The organism is Streptosporangium sp. LJ11 (genome assembly GCF_051918945.1).
Classification (GTDB): domain Bacteria; phylum Actinomycetota; class Actinomycetes; order Streptosporangiales; family Streptosporangiaceae; genus Streptosporangium.
Map to the genome: position 1 here is coordinate 145,008 of NZ_JBPXMB010000004.1, position 17,643 is coordinate 162,650.

The following is a 17,643-nucleotide window of genomic DNA, read 5'->3' on the forward strand; positions in this document are numbered from 1 at the left end:
AAGAACGCCGGGATGGAACGTTCTGGGGAACGCCCCGTGTTGACCATCTCGGATTGTCACTCCGGCCAATGGCCCGGCGATCAGCTCGACTCAGGCCGCACCGGCCGAGCGTACAGGGTTGAAGCAGCCCGCGATGGCGCGGTTCGAGGCAGGTGGGACGATGCCGACGATTCCGATGCAGGAGAGGCTTGCGGAGGCATTGGAGATGCGGCTCAGTGTCCAGTTCCAGCCGTTGCGTGAAGCTAGTCGATCTGTCGAAGAGGTAATGAAGCCATCCGTCTCATCGGCACGTAACGGACACGGCGTTGGATCTCCGTATGGGATGCTGCCGGCATGCGGAACCGCCCACCTAGGCAGGCCATGCGATCGCGAACCGTATGGACTGTGGCCGCTCGGCTCGGCCAGATGCACTGGTTCTTTGGCAACGTCTATGAAGCGATGGTGGACATGCCTCAACTACTGGCGGATGCTCGATCGCATCGAGTGCCGAAGCTTCTGGGAGCCGGAAGTCCGCTGCGCTATTACCTTCCGGTGGCACCGCTGACCTTGGCAGGCACTGCGGCCAGTCTGATCGACAGTTGGCGGTCCGGTGGTGACAGACGTGTCATCATCGCGGCTGCGGTGAGCATGGCATCAGCGACGGCGCTGACGGCCTATCTGGTGCGGACCGTCAACCTTCGACTCCTGCGAAGCAGTGAGCCGCTGAGCGTGACGGAAGTTCGCGGTCTGGTTCAGACCTGGCACCGTGGCAACCTGGCGCGTTTGCTGGCGCTCATCGTCGCGATGTGGGCACTGCGTCAGGCTTCCTGCGTAGCAGATTCTGCAGCGAACGCCTGAAGGTGGCGGTGGAAGCATGTAGTCAACCGAAGCGACTCCACGAAAGCCGGAGTACATCAGAACCCGCGCCGTCAGCTTGGGAATTGCATGGACCATGCCTTGTGGGGGCGCTCATCTGGTTGTCGGGCCGGGCGTGAGTGACCGTGGTCGATCCCTCGTCACCGGGGCCGACGGCACGACGATCATTGTCCGGCCAGGGGCATCGGTCAGGCTCCTGCTCCTGAGGGTCGTACTGCGCGGGTCAGGAGAAGTGGACTTCAGGCGCCGGCCAGGTCCCGTCTTCGGTGAACCGCGATCCCCAGTAGAACGGGTTCACGTCGCGAAGGGTGCGAGCGCTCCATCCCACCGCGCTGGAGTCGTCGGGCACACCGACCTGGACATCAGGCCCCCACAAGGCCAGACGTTCGAGGAATCCTGACATGTCAAGACATGGCAGAACCCCTGCTGGTCGCCTGGATAGAGCGTCCAATCACGTACTGCGATCAACCGCATGCGCCGATGAGGGGGAGGAGGATCATCCCGACCCTTGACCACTTCTGGCTGTCCTGCTGCCACATCGACCGCGGGGCGGGGCAGTGGCTCGAGAAACTCGAACAGCTCTGAGAATGGCTGAAGCCCGGGTCGGGAATCCATGCCCGACCCGGGCCTTGAAGCATGGAGCAGGTGACGAGAATCGAACCCGCGCTGTCAGCTTGGGAAGCGGCCACTGATCTTCGTGCGCTGACCTGCGGAATCATAGGTCCTACTAGGGGCAGTGTGACTCCCCGCTGTTCCCCGTGATTCACCATGATCGCCCGCTGCATCTGACACGACGATCATGAGGTCAACCAGTACGGATGCACCTGAGATTCGGCCTCTCGGTCTCGTGCCCAGTGGCCCTCGGCACCCTCGGCCTGTGCACCATCCGCGCCCTCCGAGACGGCGGGCCGGGCTGACGAAGGAAGCCCGGACCTTCGATCGCCGTCAACCGGCTCGGTGATCAGCCACAGCGCGATCACGACCCGTATGGGTGTGGTGGCTGACCCATGGCTAGGGCCAGATCAGGCCCTGGTCGGTCCAGATGACGCCCTTGTTGCGACACAGGCAGAAGGGGTGGCCGATCGGGTCGGTGTAGACCCGCCAGCCGTAGCCGTCGGGGCCGATGAAGTCCTGCTGCAGCGTCGCGCCGAGGTCGAGGACGCGGCGCTGCTCGGACTCGATCTCGTCCACTTCGAAGTCGAGGTGGAACTGCTTGGGGTGCTCGCTGTCGGGCCATTGCGGAGCGCGGTAGTCGTCCACCCGGATGAAGGCCAGCTCGACCTCGCCGAACTTGATGCCAGCCCAGTTCTCGTGGCTGCCTTCCTTGACAGGGCGGCCCGTCACCTCGGAGTAGAAGGCCGCCAGCTTCATCGTGTCCGGGCAGTCGATGATGAAATCGGTGAATCGCAGCATTCCGCGATCTTTTCACAAGATCTTTGATACAGGCCTTAGCCACGATGGCGGGTACCGGGCGGCTACAGGAGCCTTGCCCGAGCTGTCCTCTGTGTGGACGCAGTGGCGGGGCCGGCGACGGCGCGTCCTTGGTCGGTGGGTGAGGCTTGGTGCGGCGGGCGCTGCGTGCGGCGGGCGGCCCGCGTTCCCGCCGTCGGCCGGGACCGGCGCCCACGCCGCACGCCCGGCCGGGCGGAGCGGGCGGCGGGCCGTGCGGCGGCGCGGAGCGCCGTCGCCTTGACCCGGCCACCGGGGAACTGCTGCCCACCTGGGACGAGGCGCTCGACCAGCTCGGCGCCGACGAGGCGGCCGAACCGCTGCACGTGGTCCGCTTCGGTACTCAAGTCGATGTTCAGGGCGTGCTCGCCGGATCACCCGACGCTGACCAGTGCATCGGCTACCTGTCGAAGTACCTGACCAAGAGCCTCGGCGACCCCCTCGACCCTGAGGACCCGGACAACCACGCCCGCCGTGACCACGCGACCCGCATGGTCGAGGCGCTGCGCTACGAACCGTGTTCGCCGACGTGCCCGAACTGGCTGAGGTATGGCGTGCAGCCCAAGGGTGCCAAGGCAGGCATGCTGCCGGGCCGGTGCAAGGGCAAGGCGCACAAGGCCGAACACCTCGGCTACGCGGGCCGTCGCATCCTGGTCTCCCGTAAGTGGTCCAACAAGACCCTCCGAGAGCACAAGCAGGATCGGCGGGCCTGGGTGCTCGACATGCTCGGCCTTCCCGACGACACCGTGACCGACCCGCACCGCTACCTCTGGCGACCGGTCTCCTCCAAAGATCCCAACCGCACCCCGCCGGCCAAACGCCTGCTGCGCGAGGTCGCCAACCGCCGGCGCACCCGCGCACGCCTGATCGAACTCCAGGCCAGAGCGGACGGCCTCCCTGTTCCAGATCTTTCGGCAACTCCGGGACTGGAAGTGGCGGCATGACCAGGAAGACCAGGCAAGAACCCACCTCGCCTCTCCCGGAACTCGCACAAGGCCGGTTGCTCACCGTCGAAGAGGCCGCCGAACGGCTGAACACCTCGGTCCGCTTCCCCCGTCGCCTGATCGAGGAACGACGGATCGCCTTCATCCACGTCGGACGCAACGTCCGCATCTGCCCTTTCCCTCGCGTGGAGACCGAACCGGGAGAGGTTTGGTGGCAGCAGTCACAGACGGCCTTGATCCGGAGGAGTCGAGATGTTGGGCTTGCCTGGGACGCGGCAGAGGGAAAGAGTCGGCTTCCACCCCAACCATCTACAGCCTTCGTGGTGCAACTTAGATCATCCAGGAGCCGAGTACCCCCGCCGGAGGCATCTTCTGACTGGACAGGCGAGATCGGAAGGGTGTCGTGCTAGCGTCGCGGCTCGTGCTGGAGAACGTATATGTGGGTAGCGCGGACGTGGATGCGGCCTGTGACCGTGGTTGGCTGCTCGGGCACTTCAAGCCGGCTGATGATGTCCGGCACAGTGACGGCGTTGAGATCAAGTGGGGCGTGCATCCGCGTGGCGATGAGCGTGCGCGATGGGTCACCGGTGAGAAGCGCACGGCGCTGCTCATGTTGATCAGCGGCCGTTTTCGGGTGGAGCTGCCGGGACGTAGCGTGCTGTTGTCCAGACAAGGTGACTACGTCGTGTGGGGTCACGGCGTCGATCATTCCTGGTATGCCGAGGAGGAATCGGTGGTGCTCACGGTCCGCTGGCCGTCGGTCCCGGGTTATGCGGTTCCTGACCAGGGACTCGAAGACCCGTCAGGCGGCAGCGGAGGGGCCGGCGCTCATATGAAGTACCCGAAGGCGCCGCGAAGCGGTGAGAGCCGGTAGTCGGAGCCCGCCGAGTAGGCGGCGGTGCGGCCCCACTGCGGCGGACGATGGTCGAGTGCGGCGCGCGGGCCGATTCCCGCCGCCGTTCGGGACCGGCGTCCACGCCGCACGCCCAGACAGCGGACGGCAGAAGGCCGAGTACGGCGACGCGGCGCGCTGCCGCTTGACCACGTGGGCCGCGCTGATCTATCTGCACACCGAGAACGGGCGGGATCAGATGATCGCCGACGGCACGGGAAAGCTTGCCGAAGCCGTTCTCAAGAAAGAAGATCCACCGGCATCGGGCACGCATCTGGCACGGGAAGCTCGCTCGTTGTCTATCGCTTGACGGCAGCCTGGTTGTGCTGCCGCTGATAGGCGATCTTGTCGGTGGCGAAGTCTACGCTTCCCGCCCATGACCAGAGATGAGACTCCTGTCGTGCAGATCAAACAGATGGATGTGGAGGTGGATTACAGCCAGGTCTATCTCGTGGATGAGGGGTGTGACGCGTACGGCCAGTTTGATGGCGTGCCGGGCCACCCTGTGGGGATCATCCAAGTCGAAAAAGGCAGGGCCTCCCTGCTTGTGGGTCCTCAGTGGGGAACGGTGGAGTTCACGGTGACTGTCGCCGATCAGGATCCGGGTGCCGACCTCGATGGCTACGAAGACATCGTCGAGATCAGCTATGAGTCCCCATCAGGCCGTGTTTCTCTGGAGGAGTGGGAAGGGCGGGAACATTCTCTTCCTCCGTTGCCCGCCGGTCCCGGAGCGTATCGTTTGCGCTACCACGTCAGAGGTATGGACGAAGAGGACGCGATCGAAATAGGTGATCACTACTTCCTGCAGATCTGGCCTGAGCCGCCACGTGATCCCACCGTGCTCAAATCCACGAGTTCATCTTTTCAGTACTGGCTGAACTCTGAACGATCCAGGCAAGCTGGCGTGGAATAGAGCGATCTGCATTGTCAGCTTGGGAAGTCTCTGCGCGCCATGGCCGCTGACCAGGCAGAACGCTGACCTGTGGGGGAGTGGGATGAGTGTCCGTGACCCCCTGTGAGTCCTCCTTGATTTCCCTGCTGACGGGCACGCAACGGGCTCGATGTGACGAAGCGACCGCTTCCTTATCAGGACCATCCGCCGCGTGATCAGAAGCTCGCATCCTGCTCTGGGATGGCACCGGGCGGTCGTGATCGTGAGCGGTTGTGTGGGGCTGTTGCGGTAGCCCAGCCGTTTCCTGGTTCTCCCCATCCTCCTCGTAGCTGCCGATCCCCAGGGTGAGGTCGCCGTGTCAAGGGTTAACGAAGTTGATCGCGTAGTGACGCCGTAGGCATCCTTGACTCGGGGCCTCAACCGGGATACTCGATCAGCGAGGAGGACGGGTTGCTGGCTTCTGAGTGCGACCGTCACTCAGAGTTCATCGTCTACTACCTCCCGTCAACAGCGTCATCCATGCATATCTCGCATGGTGCCAAGCAAGGGCGCCAGGTGGGCTGCGCCTGAGAATCAGCCCAGGCTCCAAATGGCGGCAACAGGGAACCAGCGTTTAGCGTCGGCCGTTCTCTTGGCATGGGGAAGGTTGAAGATCGCTTAGATGACTTCTTCGATCGGCATGGATGGCTTGCGTTCCTGTTAATTGCCCTGATGTTCAGTGTTGCTCCCCTGATCCTGTTGGGGCAGGTGTTTGATCAACCGTGGCTTTGGTCGCGAGTCGTGGTAGGCGGCGCAATCGGTACGAGCGTGGTCGCTGTTCTCGTAGGGTTGACCTTGGTTCGGAAGATACGTCGAATGGCGTTCGGTGGGCTCGCCCTCTTGGTCGCGGTTGCGCTTGGAACTACCGCTGCAATAGGTGGATTCAGTCGGAGGCATGACCCTATTCCTCTGGGAAACGCCGGGCAAGCGGAATTGGCGGGCTTGTTGACTGCGATCGTCGCCTTGGGCGCTGTGGCGGTCCTGGTCATAGGCGCCTATTGTGTGCTTAGACAGAAACGGGGTCGGCGGCACCACGGTCGAGTAGAGGAACTTGCCCCGAATATGTATGCGGCAACGTGCGAGTGCGGCTGGCGGGGAAAGGTCAGACAGGACAGCTCGGCAGCCTTCGTCGACGCGGGCAACCATGCGAACAAGGTAGACCTCTTGATACGGAAACAGGACCTCTTCCCCTTCAACGGGGCGGCATCTATTCAGCGGCCAGCGGCGGCGCGTCCTGGGGCCTGTACGGACTTCGGATCTTCAGATGGGTTGAAGGCTTCGGACCCTCAAGATGGCTCCGCGTAGATGAAGGTCGGCCTCCTCTTCTCCTCAGAAGCCGGGTGGTCAGCCGGCGGCGGTCGGAGTAACCCGCCGGGTGCGCCGGTAGTACGACCAACCGGCGACCGGTAACGCGATCATCCACGCGAGGAAGATGGGCAGGCCGATGAACGCGCCGGTCAGGGTGAACGGATCGTCCGGACTCGCCTCGGCGATGGCACGAGGGATCTGCACGGGCAGGGTGAGCGAGTAGCCCACCAGCAGGACGGAGCCCAGAATGGTCGGGGTGAGTGGAAACCATGGGGGGACCCGGTGTCCGCCCAGCACGGGGATCCACCGGGGATAGACCAGCCCCCAGCCGCTGATCAGACCGAGCGACAGGATTCCACCGAGGACGGCGAGCAGCGCCAGCACCCCGAGGTACATGGCACCCGCAGGGATACCCAGGATTCCGTCCTCTGGGTAGCTTTCCGTGCCGTGACTGCGGCCGTGATACCAGGCGTCGAAGCTCGCTTCATGGGCCAGGAACGGGATTCCGAGTATCCAAGGGATGTGTAACGGCACGAATCCGAAGATGGGAGCCGCCCAACCTACTGTTCCGGCGATACGCGCCCAGCGGGGTGGCGGAGGAACTGCTGTATGTGTCATGGCCGTAGGATCCACGGCGTCGCCTGTGATCAGACTGAGAGATGCTGATGAGTCTCTCAGTCTGATCACAGGCGGCCTGGCCCATCACAACAGGCTGACCGCCCGCGCCGGCCGCCTCGTCCATCACGACGAAGTCCTGTACACCGAGCGCCGCATCAGCCACATCAAGGAGTGGCGGGGCCGGTCTTCAGCTTCGACGACCTCGGACGGCCACCTGGCCGGGCTCAACCTAAATGGCGTCATCGTATAGATGCGAAGCCTGCAGCACGCCTGAAGATCCGAATTTCAAACAGGCCGTAGTGGCCCGGGAAGATCGAACAGCTCTGAAGGCGAGTAAGGTCCGAGTTGGGAATCCATCCCTGACCTGGGCCTTCGCTCTTGGAGCGGGTGACGGGAATCGAACCCGCGCTGTCAGCTTGGGAAGTGCATCGATCCCGCCTCGTGGGGTGGCTGAGCTGGGCGTTGGGCCGGTCATGAGTGACCGTGGCTGACCCCTCGTCACCCTGTCTAATGGCACGCTAATGGCACGACGATCAGAGCCGAAGCCCAGGTCAGACGCCGTCGGTCCGGTAGTCGAAGTACACGGTGAGGCTCGGCCAGTCGCCATCCTCAGCGATTTCGTTGTGCATGATCACATCGTGGACTTCGATGTCGCCCAGGTCCTCGATGCTGTCGGCCACTCTGCGGAGGAGCACGGGCACGTCTCCTTGTCCTGGTCCCTTCGGGTTGGTCTGGGAGAAGTGGTGCATGGTGTAGGTGATCCGCTCGGACACGTCGAGCCTTCCTATGATCGCGTTGCTGTGACGCAGCATAGGGAGAACGCGGCCTCATGCCGCACACTCCGCCCGCCTGCTCATCCCGTCTGCCGTCGACCCGCCCGCAGGGGAAGCAGGCACGGGCCGGGGCGCATACACCATCGTCAACTTTGGTTCATCGGGGACTAGGAACCCCAGTTTGGAAGATTGCGGCGTGCGTCCCCGTGACCTGCTGCGGCCCAGGTAAGAGGCGTTTTAGCCTTATCCGTGAGTCCCCGTGATTCCCCCTTGCTGACCCTCCTGACGGGCACGCAACGGGCACGGCTTGAGAGCCTCGTGCGGACGCACACACCCCGCCTGCCGGATCTTCCCGTCTGCCTCGTCCCACCCCGGAGGGGCAACAGCTCGGGGACGGAGGATCAAGGCCGTCTTCGCGTGTACGTCAATCGGTAGACGTTCCTCGGCCATGGGACGCCAACGATCACAGACGGCCTTGATCCGGAGGAGTCGAGATGTTGGGCTTGCCTGGGACGAGGCAGACGGGAAGATCCGGCCCCACCTTAGCCACCTACGGCTCCATAGGTTCGTTCGGACGATCATCCCGGAGCCGAGTGCCCCCGCCGGAGGCATGGGTTTCCTTCTTGGATTGCTCGATGAGTACGGCCAAGATACCGATCAGCATCGCGAGGATGCCGGACAGGAGGAAGGCGATCCCTAGCCCTGCCCAGCGGATCGTTGTCACTGTCGATGCCGCCTCATCGGGAAGTGTCGTCACTAGATACACGATGCTGAAGCAGAGGATGAAAAAGCCGCCGGCAGGGTGAGGCTTGAACCAATTCATGCCGACTGATCTTAAAGCGCGGATCTGGGCCGCAACAGCGTTCGAGCGGCGAGAGCAAATCGGCCAGCACTGATCCGAATGCCGCTCGAAGCTCCGCGTATCAGCCGGGGCCAGTGGTTGAAGTGATCGTATGGCGGCGGTGCGGCCTCGGTGCGGCGGGTTGGATGGGGACGGCGGGTGCCGGGTGCGGCGGGCGGCCCGATTCCCGCCGCCGTTCGGGACCGGCGCCCACGCCGCACGCCCGGACGGCGGGCGGTGGGAGGGCCGTGCGGCGGCGCGCCGCGCTGCCGCCTTGATACCTATGAGAACAATTCGGCAGTGGACAGCGGGGCTCTTGCGTCTTCGTCGGCACGAGTAGTTCATGAGCCTGAGTGACGGCTTGAGCAGCTTCCCTGGCAGGACCCTGCCGTTCAGGGGCATGCGCAAGTTCGACGCAGCCAGCGCTCAGGAGGGGTGACAGCCGTGTGACCGTTCCTGCTGCTGGTTGTTAGGGTTGTGGCAATGAGCGAAGAGCGATCTACGGGACCAATGGGCTTCAGGTAGCTCGCCAGGAAATACCTGGCGGTGTGACCAGGGAGTCTCATGTCCCGCACTGCTCACCATGTTTCCCCATCGCATTCCGACATCGGTTATGTCCTCGATCGTCCTGGCCCTTGGCGGTTGGTGACTGTCGCTGATCTGCGTTACAGCGACGCATGCCTGAAGGAGGCAGCTCGAAGCGGGCGTCGGCCGCACCCGAAACTTGTCCGGCGTAGGACTGTCGTCTACTCCTGGGCGCGGGCCGATCCGCGGGATCGATCCGTAGCGTGGTGGGCAAACATCGAGGAGCGTCAGGGGCGGCAGCGCCTTCGCCGTTCCACCGAGTTGATCCGCCAGGCGGTCAACGCCACATCCGACGGTTATCGCCTCGCTGAGTTGGCTGAAGACTTCGACGTTCCGCCAATGCGGCACCGTCGCAACGCGGTCTGGCAAGCGTGATCATCAGCCAGATGCCATACCCCTGATGATCGGACCGACCGATGACGGCAGCAGGTTCGCCGGTCACCTTTCTCTCGTACCGCACTGACGATGCTCCATGCTTACCGGCGTTTACGCGGCGGTACGGATTACTTCGGCAACTGCTGGCCGTGCTCCAGATACAGCGGACGGCTGATGGTGCGAGCGGTGACGGCGGCCGTGACGCGGTTGGCGAGGCGTTCGATCAGGAGGCTGGGTAGTTCCTCGGTGGGGTGGAAGTCGTAGCCGGCCAGTTCGTCGGCTCCGAGTCGGATGTTGTCGCGCATGCTCGGGCTGAGGGTTCCGCCGTCGAAGAGGAACAGGACCTTGTCGCCTTCCTCGGGGTGGGGTGCCCAATCGACCACGAGGAGGTCGCCGATCGGCGGTTGGATGCCGAGTTCTTCCTGAACTTCGCGTACGCACGCTTGAAACGGGGTCTCACCAGGCTCGATGTAGCCGCCGGGAATGTCGCGATAGTCCTTGTAGTGAGGGCGAACCAGCAACAGGCGGCCGTGGTCGTCGAAGAAGAGTGCCCCGGCTGCGGCGCGGGGGGTGGCCATGGGCGGGGTCTCTTGTCCGGTCATGATCCCTACGGTACGGGAAGTCCGCCCGGTGTGAAGGTCGCTCAGGTGACGCGCAGGCGACGAGCGAGGTCAGTGAGCCGGTGGCTGGGCTTGCCCTTCTGGCGACGAATCCAGTTCAGGACGAGCTGGCGGCTGAGGTAGTGGTGACGGATCTGCTCGGGAGCGAGGTGTTCAGCCTGAAGGAGGGCATCCAATGCCTCGTCGGTGCGGTTCCACAGGCTGAACGCCTGGGCGACGGCGATTCCATGACGGGCTCGACGCTCGATCGGCAGGGCGCTGGTGTCCAGGTCAGGGCCGATGTCGATGGCGACTTGGATGTCTCCCAGCTCGATGGCGGTGGCCACCTGGTGGATGGCCACGTTGGTGGGGCCGAACGCGGTCCAGACGTGGTTGGCGTCGCCTCCCAGTCGGCGGGCCGATTCCGCGGCTTCGGCGAGGAAGGCGCGGGTGGTGGCGCGGTCATCGGCTCGGGCTGCGGCCATCGATCCTGCGAGGAAGAGCGTGCCGTGTACCGATAGGAGTTCGGGGCTTCCCTGGGGCAGGTCTGCTTGGAGAAGTCCGGCGGCGTCGCTCGTCAGTTGTGATGCGGCGTCGTATCGACCGTTGGAGAGCAGGGCGTGGGTGACGGATCGCAGCAGTGAGGCGACCACGATCTGATTACCGGAGTTCTGAGCGTAGGTCAGGCCCCGTTCCGCGGCGATCCAGGCCAGGTCGTTCTCCCCGATCTTGACGAGGATGCTGGTGGCTGCGTGGTAAGCCTGACCGAGCAGGCTGAGGGCCTGGATGTGCTGATCACCCTGGTAGGCACCGGCGGCGTGGTGGGCCTCGGTGAGAAGTGCCGGCAGGCGGCGGACCACGAGGCCATACCGGGATGCCTGGTAGGCATGCCAGACATCGGCGATCTCGCTGCGCAGTTCGCAAAGGCTGGGCGGTTCGTGGGCCTGGGCGAGGGCGGCGAGCGGGGTGAGCTGACGGTAGTCGGTGATCGCCGCACGTAATGCCGGGACGGTGCGGTCTCCGCTGTCGGGGCTCCAGTCGAGTAGGGACGGCTCGGCGAGAAGGTCGCCGAGTGCGACGTCCAGAGCGACCGCGAGGGACTTGATCACCGACAGACGGTCAAGCTCGATCCGGTCGTTTTCTATCTTGCTGAGCCAATCGACCGTGCGACCGACGAGTCCGGCCAGGACTTCTTGTGACATTCCACGCCGTCGGCGATACCACGCTACGCGTTCCCCGATGGTCAGATGATCCGTCATGCCTCGCATACCGATCAGCCTCGCACGGATACCTCGGGGACCCCGGAATTCTTTTCCGGGGCGGAGCGGCCACCTTTTTCTAGTGTCTCGACTGACCGAGAAAACGTCCATTGCGACGGAGGAAAGGGAGTGGACACGACGGGCTCACGAGAGACCAGCGGGGAGGGCTGCTGCTCGGCCTGCCGGGGCAAGGGGTGGCGATATGCGCGGGTGAGCGCGGCTTACGGCGCTCAGATCATCGATGGTCGGCGTGCTCCAAGAACGCGGAGCGATTGCTTCGACTGCGCTGGAAGCGGACGGCGGGAGACATGACAGACACGCTTGTGTGGTGGCGACCGGCTGAGCCGGTGACCAATGACCCTTTATATGCGGCTGTACGCCTCGCCGAGGAACTGCGTAATCTGGAAGTGCCCGCCGATATTCACCACGGTATCGGAATCGCGCTTGTTTCGGTCTGGATCGATCTGGTCGTCTGGACCAACGGGGTCTCGTATCACTGGTGGTCGGGGAACACGTCGGCGCGCATGCGCCGGCTCTACGCGTACAGCCCGGTGAATGATCCGCTGACGGCCGCTCGTCGGGTTGCTGTCCGGTACGCGGACCTTCGCGACGGTCATCCGTTGTCGAAGGTGGTCGAAGAGACCCAATGTGTACTCCCGGATGATCGCCGACCGGTCAACCTGCGTGGACGGCGTCTTACCTCGCCCGTATGGCCGGAGTGATCGCTGTGACGGTCAGCGAGTTGAACGCTGTCTACGGCAGGCGGTGGAGGATCTCGGCGTCCCTCGGGGGCGGGTGGTACGCGGTGCGTCGGCATGACCTCTCCAGGGAGAGCCTTCAACGTGGCCTGTCCTATGTGCGCTGTGGGCAGACCTTGGAGGAGTTGGCCGATCACTTGGCCGCCGAGAAGCGAATTGAAGATCAGTGGTGGGCCGTCAATTTGCAGGACGAGAGTTTCGGTCCTGCCGTCGGCGTTCCACCGAAGCGGGCGCGACGACGAGGTTGATCCCTGCTGGTGTGTCATTGACACGCAGGCGTGTCCCTCTCTGTTGCGCCTTGGCCCGGCAAGCCAGCCCCGAAGGGCTACCACACCCAAGCTTGCCGGGCCTTCCATGTTCCCAGGGGGTGGAAGATCATCGCTCTGATGCTACGCTCGACCTGATAGGACATGTTAAAGCTGGTAAGGCGGTTGTAATGGCAGCTCCACGCGAGGACGGTCTCAAGTACGAGCGCGTACTGAACGCCTTGAGGTCGCGCATCGCGGACGGGACCTATCCGCCGGGAATGATGCTGCCCTCGCAGAGTCGGCTTGTCGCCGAGTTCGACGTGTCACGGCCCACGGTGATCGAGGCGTTGCGACTGCTCCGCCAAGAAGGCTTGATCGAATCTCAGACCGGGCGCGGCTCGTTCGTGCGCGGGAAGGTGCCCGTACTGAGCATGGAACGCGCGCACCCCGGTCAGCGACTTCTGGATCTCGCCGAGTCGGAATCCTCCGCCGAGTTGCTGCAAGCCGGGATCATCGTCGCCCCCACTCGGGTCACCACCCTGCTTGACCTGCCCGCCGGATCCAAGGCATTCCTGCGGCAGTACGTTCTCAGTGACGAGGACGGCCCCATAGAGCTGATTTCGGCATGGTTCCCCATCGACCTGGTCTCCGGAACCAAACTGACCTCGCCCGAACCTATGGACGAGGGAATCCGGCGTCACCTGTACGGCCGCAAGAAGCTCCGGTTGGACTACGCCGTCGAACGCACGCTCTCACGAGCAGCGGCGGTGGATGAGGCGCAAGCCCTGAAGATGTCCATCGGCGCGCCAGTACTGAATCTCGTGGTGACCGGACACGACGCCGACGGCAGGGCACTTCAGCTCGTCGACGCGGTCCTTCCAGGGGATCGCCATGAGCTGCGTGATGCCTACCCCTTGGCCTGACCTCGCCTGATCGATCATCTCTAAATTCCGACTTGACATGACAGGTTGGTGGACCTACTTTCATAGAGCAACCTGATAGGTCAGGTTGATGCTTACATCCTTCCTGTCAAGCTAGGAGAACGCGTCATGGCCATCCAAGGCCCCATCCCCGTCCACTTCGAGCAGGTCTTCCCGCACGGCTGCTTCATCGTCGGCGAGGTCGAGCAGGTCAAGGACTTCGACGCCTCGTCCAAGGGCCGCACCGTCTACGCCAAGGACAAGAACACCGGAGAGCTGGTGTGGCAGGTCGCCGTCATGGACGCCGACCCGACCGTGAAGGCCGGCCAGAAGACGGTCTCGGTCAAGATCCTGTCCCCCATCCAGCCCGTCGTTCCGGCCGCGCTGCCGGGCCTGCCGTTCGTGCCGGTGGAGTTCGACGGCATGACCGCCACCGCCTACGTCAACCAGAACACCGGACGCCTGGCCTGGTCCATCCGAGCAACGTCGATGCGCCCTCCCCGCACCGCGGCGTCCCCGGTCAAGGCTGCTGCGGCCGGTAAGGACGTGGCCGCGTGAGAGAGCACCTGCCCTACACCCGCGCCGTAGTGACCCTCGACGAGGACGGCACCCGGCTCGACACCTCGTTTCGCACCCCGCACCTGTCTGTCATGGCGCTGGTCGCCGATGGCGGGCGGCCGTTCCTGCACCTGTCCTCCCGTGAGGCCCAGGTGATCGTCTCCACCACGGGCGGCGGACCGGTCACCGAACAGGACGTGATGCTCGCCCGGCAGATCGCCGACGTCGCCGCGCGCTACCTGGCCGACTGCGAGCGCCTGCACACCGAACAGTCCACCAACCCCCACCAGGTCGTCGACGAGTCCGAGCAGGGCAAGGCGGCCTGACACGAAGCGGGGCCGCTGGAAGGTGCAACTTCCGGCGGCCCCTCGGTTCTCCCCAGACGCGAATCAAGAGAGGGCTCCAGCCTAATGTTCAAAAAACTGCCCGGTGACGAGGCTCGTACCCTCGTCACCACGACCCTCGACACCGCCGTGGTGTTCCGCCCGGCCGTGGTCCGCACTCCGGCCATCTTCACCATCACGATCTTCCTGTGGCGGCTGCTGGCCGGAATCGTCCGACTCGTCTGGCGTCACCCGATCGCCGTAACTGTGCTCGCCGTTCCCGCGGTGCTCGGCGTCTTGTACGGCTGGCGCCTCGCCGTGGTCGTCGTCGCTGTTCCGCTCTCGCTGCTGGCGCCGTGGCCGTTCTTCGATCGGGCCTCGTTCAACCGCTGGATGGGCTGGCGGCTGCTGGCCTGGTGGCGGCTGGTGTGGGTGTATCGGCGGCACTGGCAACCGGTGATGATCGTCTCCGGGCTCGGCCGGAACCTGCGCGGCCGGGATTACCTGCCTCGCATCGTGCGCGTCACCTGCACCTCGTGGGCGGACCTGGTCACGGTGAAGATGATCAGCGGCCAGGCGGTCAAGGACTGGACCAACCGCATCGAACACCTGGCCCACGGCTTCGGTGCCACCTCGTGCCGGGTGACCGTCGCCCGCTCGGGCCGTCTGCTGCTGGCCTTCCCTCGGCGTGACCCGCTGGCCATCCCCTTACCCGCCCTGCCCATCCCCGAGGTGGCGTTGGTCGGGCCGGTGAAGATCGGCCGGTGCGAGGACGGCACCCCGTGGCGGCTCAAGGTTCACGGCACCCATGTTCTGGTGGCTGGCGCTACCGGGGCGGGCAAGGGTTCCATCATCTGGTCCACCATCCGGGGTCTCCTGCCTGCGGTGCGGGTGGGCCTGGTTCAGGTGTGGGCGTTGGATCCCAAGCGGATGGAACTGTCCTTCGGCCGCGCCCTGTTCGGCGACCACTACGCCGCGAGCCCGGCGGCGTGTGCCGATCTGCTGGAAGCGGCGGTGACGGTCATGCAGGAGCGGGCCGACCGGTTCGCCGGCCTCCAGCGCAACCACACACCCACCGTCGAGGATCCGTTCGTCCTGGTGGTGGTCGACGAGGTGGCGTTCCTGACCGCCTACCAATCCGACAAGGGCCTCAAGCTCCGCATCTCCGCTGCGCTGGCGACGCTCACCACCCAGGGCCGTGCGGTCGGGTTCGGCGTGATGGCCGCTCTCCAGGACCCGCGCAAGGAAGTCATGAACGTCCGCAACCTGTTCCCCGACAAGATCGCCCTCCGGTTGGATGAGTCCGAGCAGGTGGACATGGTCCTCGGCGACGGCGCACGCGACCGCGGAGCCTTGGCCGATCACATCTCCCCGGTCCCCGAGCAGGGTGCGGGCATCGGCTACGTCCGCCTGGAGACCTCACCTGAGCCGATCCGCGCCCGTGCCGGCTACGTCTCCGATGCCGACATCCGCGCCATGGTCGCCGACTTCGCCGAGGAGGCACACCAGTGAAGATCATCATTCAGGGCACCCTCGCCGAGATCGACACGATCCCCTTCCGCCTCCTGGGCACCCTGTCCGACTCCCCGGCGCGGTTTGAGCTGGTGCTCTCCGACCTGGTGAACATTCGGCTGCGCCGTGACCCCTATAGCGCTTCCTACCGCTTCACTGCCGACGTGCTCGCCCGAGAGGAGGACATGTGACCGACACCCCCACCCCCTCGCCGGACGGCTCCGACCGCACTCTTCCTCGTCTCATCCGTGACACCCTGCCCTTCGCCCTGGACGTCGCGGTGGAGGTCGCCAAGAACAACGGCGTCTGTATCCGCCCGATCGAACTGCGGCGCCTGGACACCCACACCGGCATGACCGAGTCGTTCAACATCCCCTGCGGTGCCACCCAGGAAGCCAAATGTCCGCCGTGTGCCCAGCGCAACAAGCAGCTGCGTAAGGCTCAGTGCCGCGAGGGCTGGCACCTGGAGGCCGAACCCGTCACCGAACCTCACCCCTCCACCGAAGACCAGCGGTGGCTGATCGAGTTCCGGGCCGACGTGCAGGCCAAGCGGGACGAGGCCGAGAGGGACGGGGAAGACACCCTTGACTGGGACGAGGCGATTGCCGGGATCGATGCGGAGATCAACGCCGCTGGGATGCGGGGCAACATCCTCGGCGGGCGGTCGACTCCCAAGCGCTCGCGCTCGACGAGGCGGCGCCAGGATGCGCCGGACCTGCCCAAGCGGGCCAAGCAGGACACCACCCTCGGCCGGACCTTCATCGCCCCCAATGGCAGGGTGTATCGGCCGTCGCTGTTCGTCACACTCACCCTGCCCTCCTACGGCAAGATCCGCTCCGGGCTGGGCGTGCCGGTCGATCCGAACACCTACGACTACGCTCGCGCGGCCCGCGATGCGCTGCACTTCTCCAAGCTCGTCGACCGCTTCGTGCAGAACCTCCGCCGGGTCGCGGGTTACGACGTGCAGTACTTCGCCACCGTCGAACCTCAGAAGCGGCTCGCCCCGCACCTGCACATGGCAATCCGCGGGACCATGCCGCGCGCGGAGATCAAGGCGATTGCCGCCGCGACCTATCACCAGGTGTGGTGGCCATCGGTCACTGAGGTCCGTTTCGACGGGGAGCACTTGCCCGTGTGGGCGGAACGGGCCGACTTGGGCGACGGCGCCACCTACCCGGACGGACAGGCCGGCGACTACCTCGACCCTGTCACGGGTGAACTGCTGCCCACCTGGGATGAGGCACTCGACCAGCTCGACGCCGACGAGACGGCCGAACCCCTGCACGTGGTCCGCTTCGGCTCTCAGGTTGATGTTCAGGGCATCGTCGCCGGATCGCCGGACGCGCACAAACGCATCGGCTACCTCACCAAGTACCTAACCAAGAACCTCGGCGACCCCCTTGACCCTGAGGACCAGGACAACCAGGCCCGACGTGATCACGCCGTGCGGATGGTCGAGGCGCTGCGTTATGAACCCTGCTCACCGACGTGCCCGAACTGGCTGCGCTACGGAATCCAGCCCAAGGGTGCCAAGGCGGGCATGCTGCCGGGCCGGTGCAAGGGCAAGGCGCACAAGGCCGAACACCTCGGCTACGCCGGGCGCCGCGTCCTGGTCTCGCGTAAGTGGTCGAACAAGACGCTGCGCGAGCACAAGGCCGATCGCCGGGCCTGGGCGCTCGACATGCTCGGGCTTCCCGACGAGACGGTGACCGACCCGCACCGCTACGTCTGGCGACCGGTCTCCTCCAAAGACCCCAGCCGCACTCCACTGGCCAAACGACTGCTGCGCGAGGTCGCCAATCGCCAGCGCACCCGCGCACGCCTGATCGAACTTCAGGCCAGAGCAGACGGACAACCCGTTTCAGATCTTTCGGTGACTTCACTGGCCGCCTGAC

19 protein-coding genes are annotated in these 17,643 nt (G+C 64.8%); 13 read left to right on the forward strand and 6 right to left on the reverse strand.

Annotated elements, in window-relative coordinates; all coding sequences use genetic code 11:
• Positions 1–384 precede the first annotated feature (384 nt).
• Complete coding sequence (locus tag ACTOQ3_RS07600) at positions 385–837, forward strand: anthrone oxygenase family protein (protein WP_440082692.1); 453 nt, start codon at positions 385–387, stop codon at positions 835–837.
• Between the two features lie 1,029 nt (positions 838–1,866).
• On the opposite strand, the gene ACTOQ3_RS07605 is transcribed toward ACTOQ3_RS07600, so the two are convergent.
• A complete protein-coding gene (locus ACTOQ3_RS07605; RefSeq protein WP_440082693.1) occupies positions 1,867–2,268 on the reverse strand; it encodes a VOC family protein in 402 nt (133 codons plus the stop codon).
• A 149-nt stretch (positions 2,269–2,417) separates the two neighbouring features.
• Here ACTOQ3_RS07605 and ACTOQ3_RS07610 point away from each other — a divergent pair, with 149 nt between their 5' ends.
• The 5 genes from ACTOQ3_RS07610 to ACTOQ3_RS07630 all read left to right on the forward strand — a co-directional run bounded on the left by ACTOQ3_RS07610 (position 2,418) and on the right by ACTOQ3_RS07630 (position 5,053).
• The gene (locus ACTOQ3_RS07610; protein WP_440082694.1) at positions 2,418–3,248 is read left to right on the forward strand and encodes a replication initiator; all 831 of its coding nucleotides are present in this window, start codon (positions 2,418–2,420) and stop codon (positions 3,246–3,248) included.
• The gene (locus ACTOQ3_RS07615) at positions 3,245–3,658 is read left to right on the forward strand and encodes an excisionase family DNA-binding protein (RefSeq protein WP_440082695.1); all 414 of its coding nucleotides are present in this window, start codon (positions 3,245–3,247) and stop codon (positions 3,656–3,658) included. Before ACTOQ3_RS07610 ends, ACTOQ3_RS07615 begins: the two co-directional genes overlap by 4 nt.
• Positions 3,659–3,669: 11 nt before the next feature.
• Entirely contained in the window at positions 3,670–4,122 is a 453-nt protein-coding gene (locus tag ACTOQ3_RS07620; RefSeq protein WP_440082696.1) for a signal peptidase I, read from the forward strand.
• A gap of 55 nt (positions 4,123–4,177) precedes the next feature.
• Positions 4,178–4,450 (forward strand): hypothetical protein, encoded by a 273-nt coding sequence (locus tag ACTOQ3_RS07625; protein ID WP_440082697.1) that lies wholly within the window; start codon positions 4,178–4,180, stop codon positions 4,448–4,450.
• A 66-nt stretch (positions 4,451–4,516) separates the two neighbouring features.
• A complete protein-coding gene (locus tag ACTOQ3_RS07630) occupies positions 4,517–5,053 on the forward strand; it encodes a hypothetical protein (RefSeq protein ID WP_440082698.1) in 537 nt (178 codons plus the stop codon).
• 1,362 nt (positions 5,054–6,415) lie between these two features.
• Here the strand turns inward: ACTOQ3_RS07630 and ACTOQ3_RS07635 are convergent.
• The 5 genes from ACTOQ3_RS07635 to ACTOQ3_RS07655 all read right to left on the reverse strand — a co-directional run bounded on the left by ACTOQ3_RS07635 (position 6,416) and on the right by ACTOQ3_RS07655 (position 11,438).
• Entirely contained in the window at positions 6,416–6,775 is a 360-nt protein-coding gene (locus ACTOQ3_RS07635; protein WP_440082699.1) for a hypothetical protein, read from the reverse strand.
• 773 nt (positions 6,776–7,548) lie between these two features.
• Positions 7,549–7,809 carry a hypothetical protein gene (locus ACTOQ3_RS07640; RefSeq protein WP_440082700.1) on the reverse strand — a complete coding sequence of 87 codons (261 nt, stop codon included), beginning with the start codon at positions 7,807–7,809 and terminating at the stop codon, positions 7,549–7,551.
• A gap of 511 nt (positions 7,810–8,320) precedes the next feature.
• On the reverse strand, positions 8,321–8,593 hold the full coding sequence (locus tag ACTOQ3_RS07645) for a hypothetical protein (RefSeq protein ID WP_440082701.1): 273 nt from the start codon (positions 8,591–8,593) through the stop codon (positions 8,321–8,323).
• Positions 8,594–9,699: 1,106 nt separating this feature from the next.
• The gene (locus ACTOQ3_RS07650; RefSeq protein ID WP_440082702.1) at positions 9,700–10,173 is read right to left on the reverse strand and encodes an NUDIX domain-containing protein; all 474 of its coding nucleotides are present in this window, start codon (positions 10,171–10,173) and stop codon (positions 9,700–9,702) included.
• A 41-nt stretch (positions 10,174–10,214) separates the two neighbouring features.
• Positions 10,215–11,438: a helix-turn-helix domain-containing protein gene (locus ACTOQ3_RS07655; RefSeq protein ID WP_440082703.1), complete on the reverse strand. Its 1,224-nt coding sequence runs from the start codon at positions 11,436–11,438 to the stop codon at positions 10,215–10,217.
• A gap of 299 nt (positions 11,439–11,737) precedes the next feature.
• On the opposite strand from ACTOQ3_RS07655, the gene ACTOQ3_RS07660 reads away from it, so the two are divergent.
• The 7 genes from ACTOQ3_RS07660 to ACTOQ3_RS07690 all read left to right on the forward strand — a co-directional run bounded on the left by ACTOQ3_RS07660 (position 11,738) and on the right by ACTOQ3_RS07690 (position 17,642).
• A complete protein-coding gene (locus ACTOQ3_RS07660; protein WP_440082704.1) occupies positions 11,738–12,151 on the forward strand; it encodes a hypothetical protein in 414 nt (137 codons plus the stop codon).
• Between the two features lie 472 nt (positions 12,152–12,623).
• Complete coding sequence (locus tag ACTOQ3_RS07665) at positions 12,624–13,358, forward strand: GntR family transcriptional regulator (RefSeq protein ID WP_440082705.1); 735 nt, start codon at positions 12,624–12,626, stop codon at positions 13,356–13,358.
• Between the two features lie 126 nt (positions 13,359–13,484).
• On the forward strand, positions 13,485–13,913 hold the full coding sequence (locus tag ACTOQ3_RS07670; RefSeq protein WP_440082706.1) for a plasmid replication, integration and excision activator: 429 nt from the start codon (positions 13,485–13,487) through the stop codon (positions 13,911–13,913).
• Positions 13,910–14,239 carry a hypothetical protein gene (locus ACTOQ3_RS07675; protein ID WP_440082707.1) on the forward strand — a complete coding sequence of 110 codons (330 nt, stop codon included), beginning with the start codon at positions 13,910–13,912 and terminating at the stop codon, positions 14,237–14,239. Before ACTOQ3_RS07670 ends, ACTOQ3_RS07675 begins: the two co-directional genes overlap by 4 nt.
• A gap of 84 nt (positions 14,240–14,323) precedes the next feature.
• Positions 14,324–15,748 (forward strand): FtsK/SpoIIIE domain-containing protein, encoded by a 1,425-nt coding sequence (locus tag ACTOQ3_RS07680; protein ID WP_440082708.1) that lies wholly within the window; start codon positions 14,324–14,326, stop codon positions 15,746–15,748.
• On the forward strand, positions 15,745–15,939 hold the full coding sequence (locus ACTOQ3_RS07685; protein WP_440082709.1) for a hypothetical protein: 195 nt from the start codon (positions 15,745–15,747) through the stop codon (positions 15,937–15,939). Before ACTOQ3_RS07680 ends, ACTOQ3_RS07685 begins: the two co-directional genes overlap by 4 nt.
• Positions 15,936–17,642, forward strand: coding sequence for a replication initiator (locus tag ACTOQ3_RS07690; RefSeq protein WP_440082710.1), 1,707 nt, complete (start codon positions 15,936–15,938; stop codon positions 17,640–17,642). The genes ACTOQ3_RS07685 and ACTOQ3_RS07690 overlap by 4 nt, the downstream gene beginning before the upstream one ends.
• The last annotated feature ends 1 nt before the right edge of the window (position 17,643 follow it).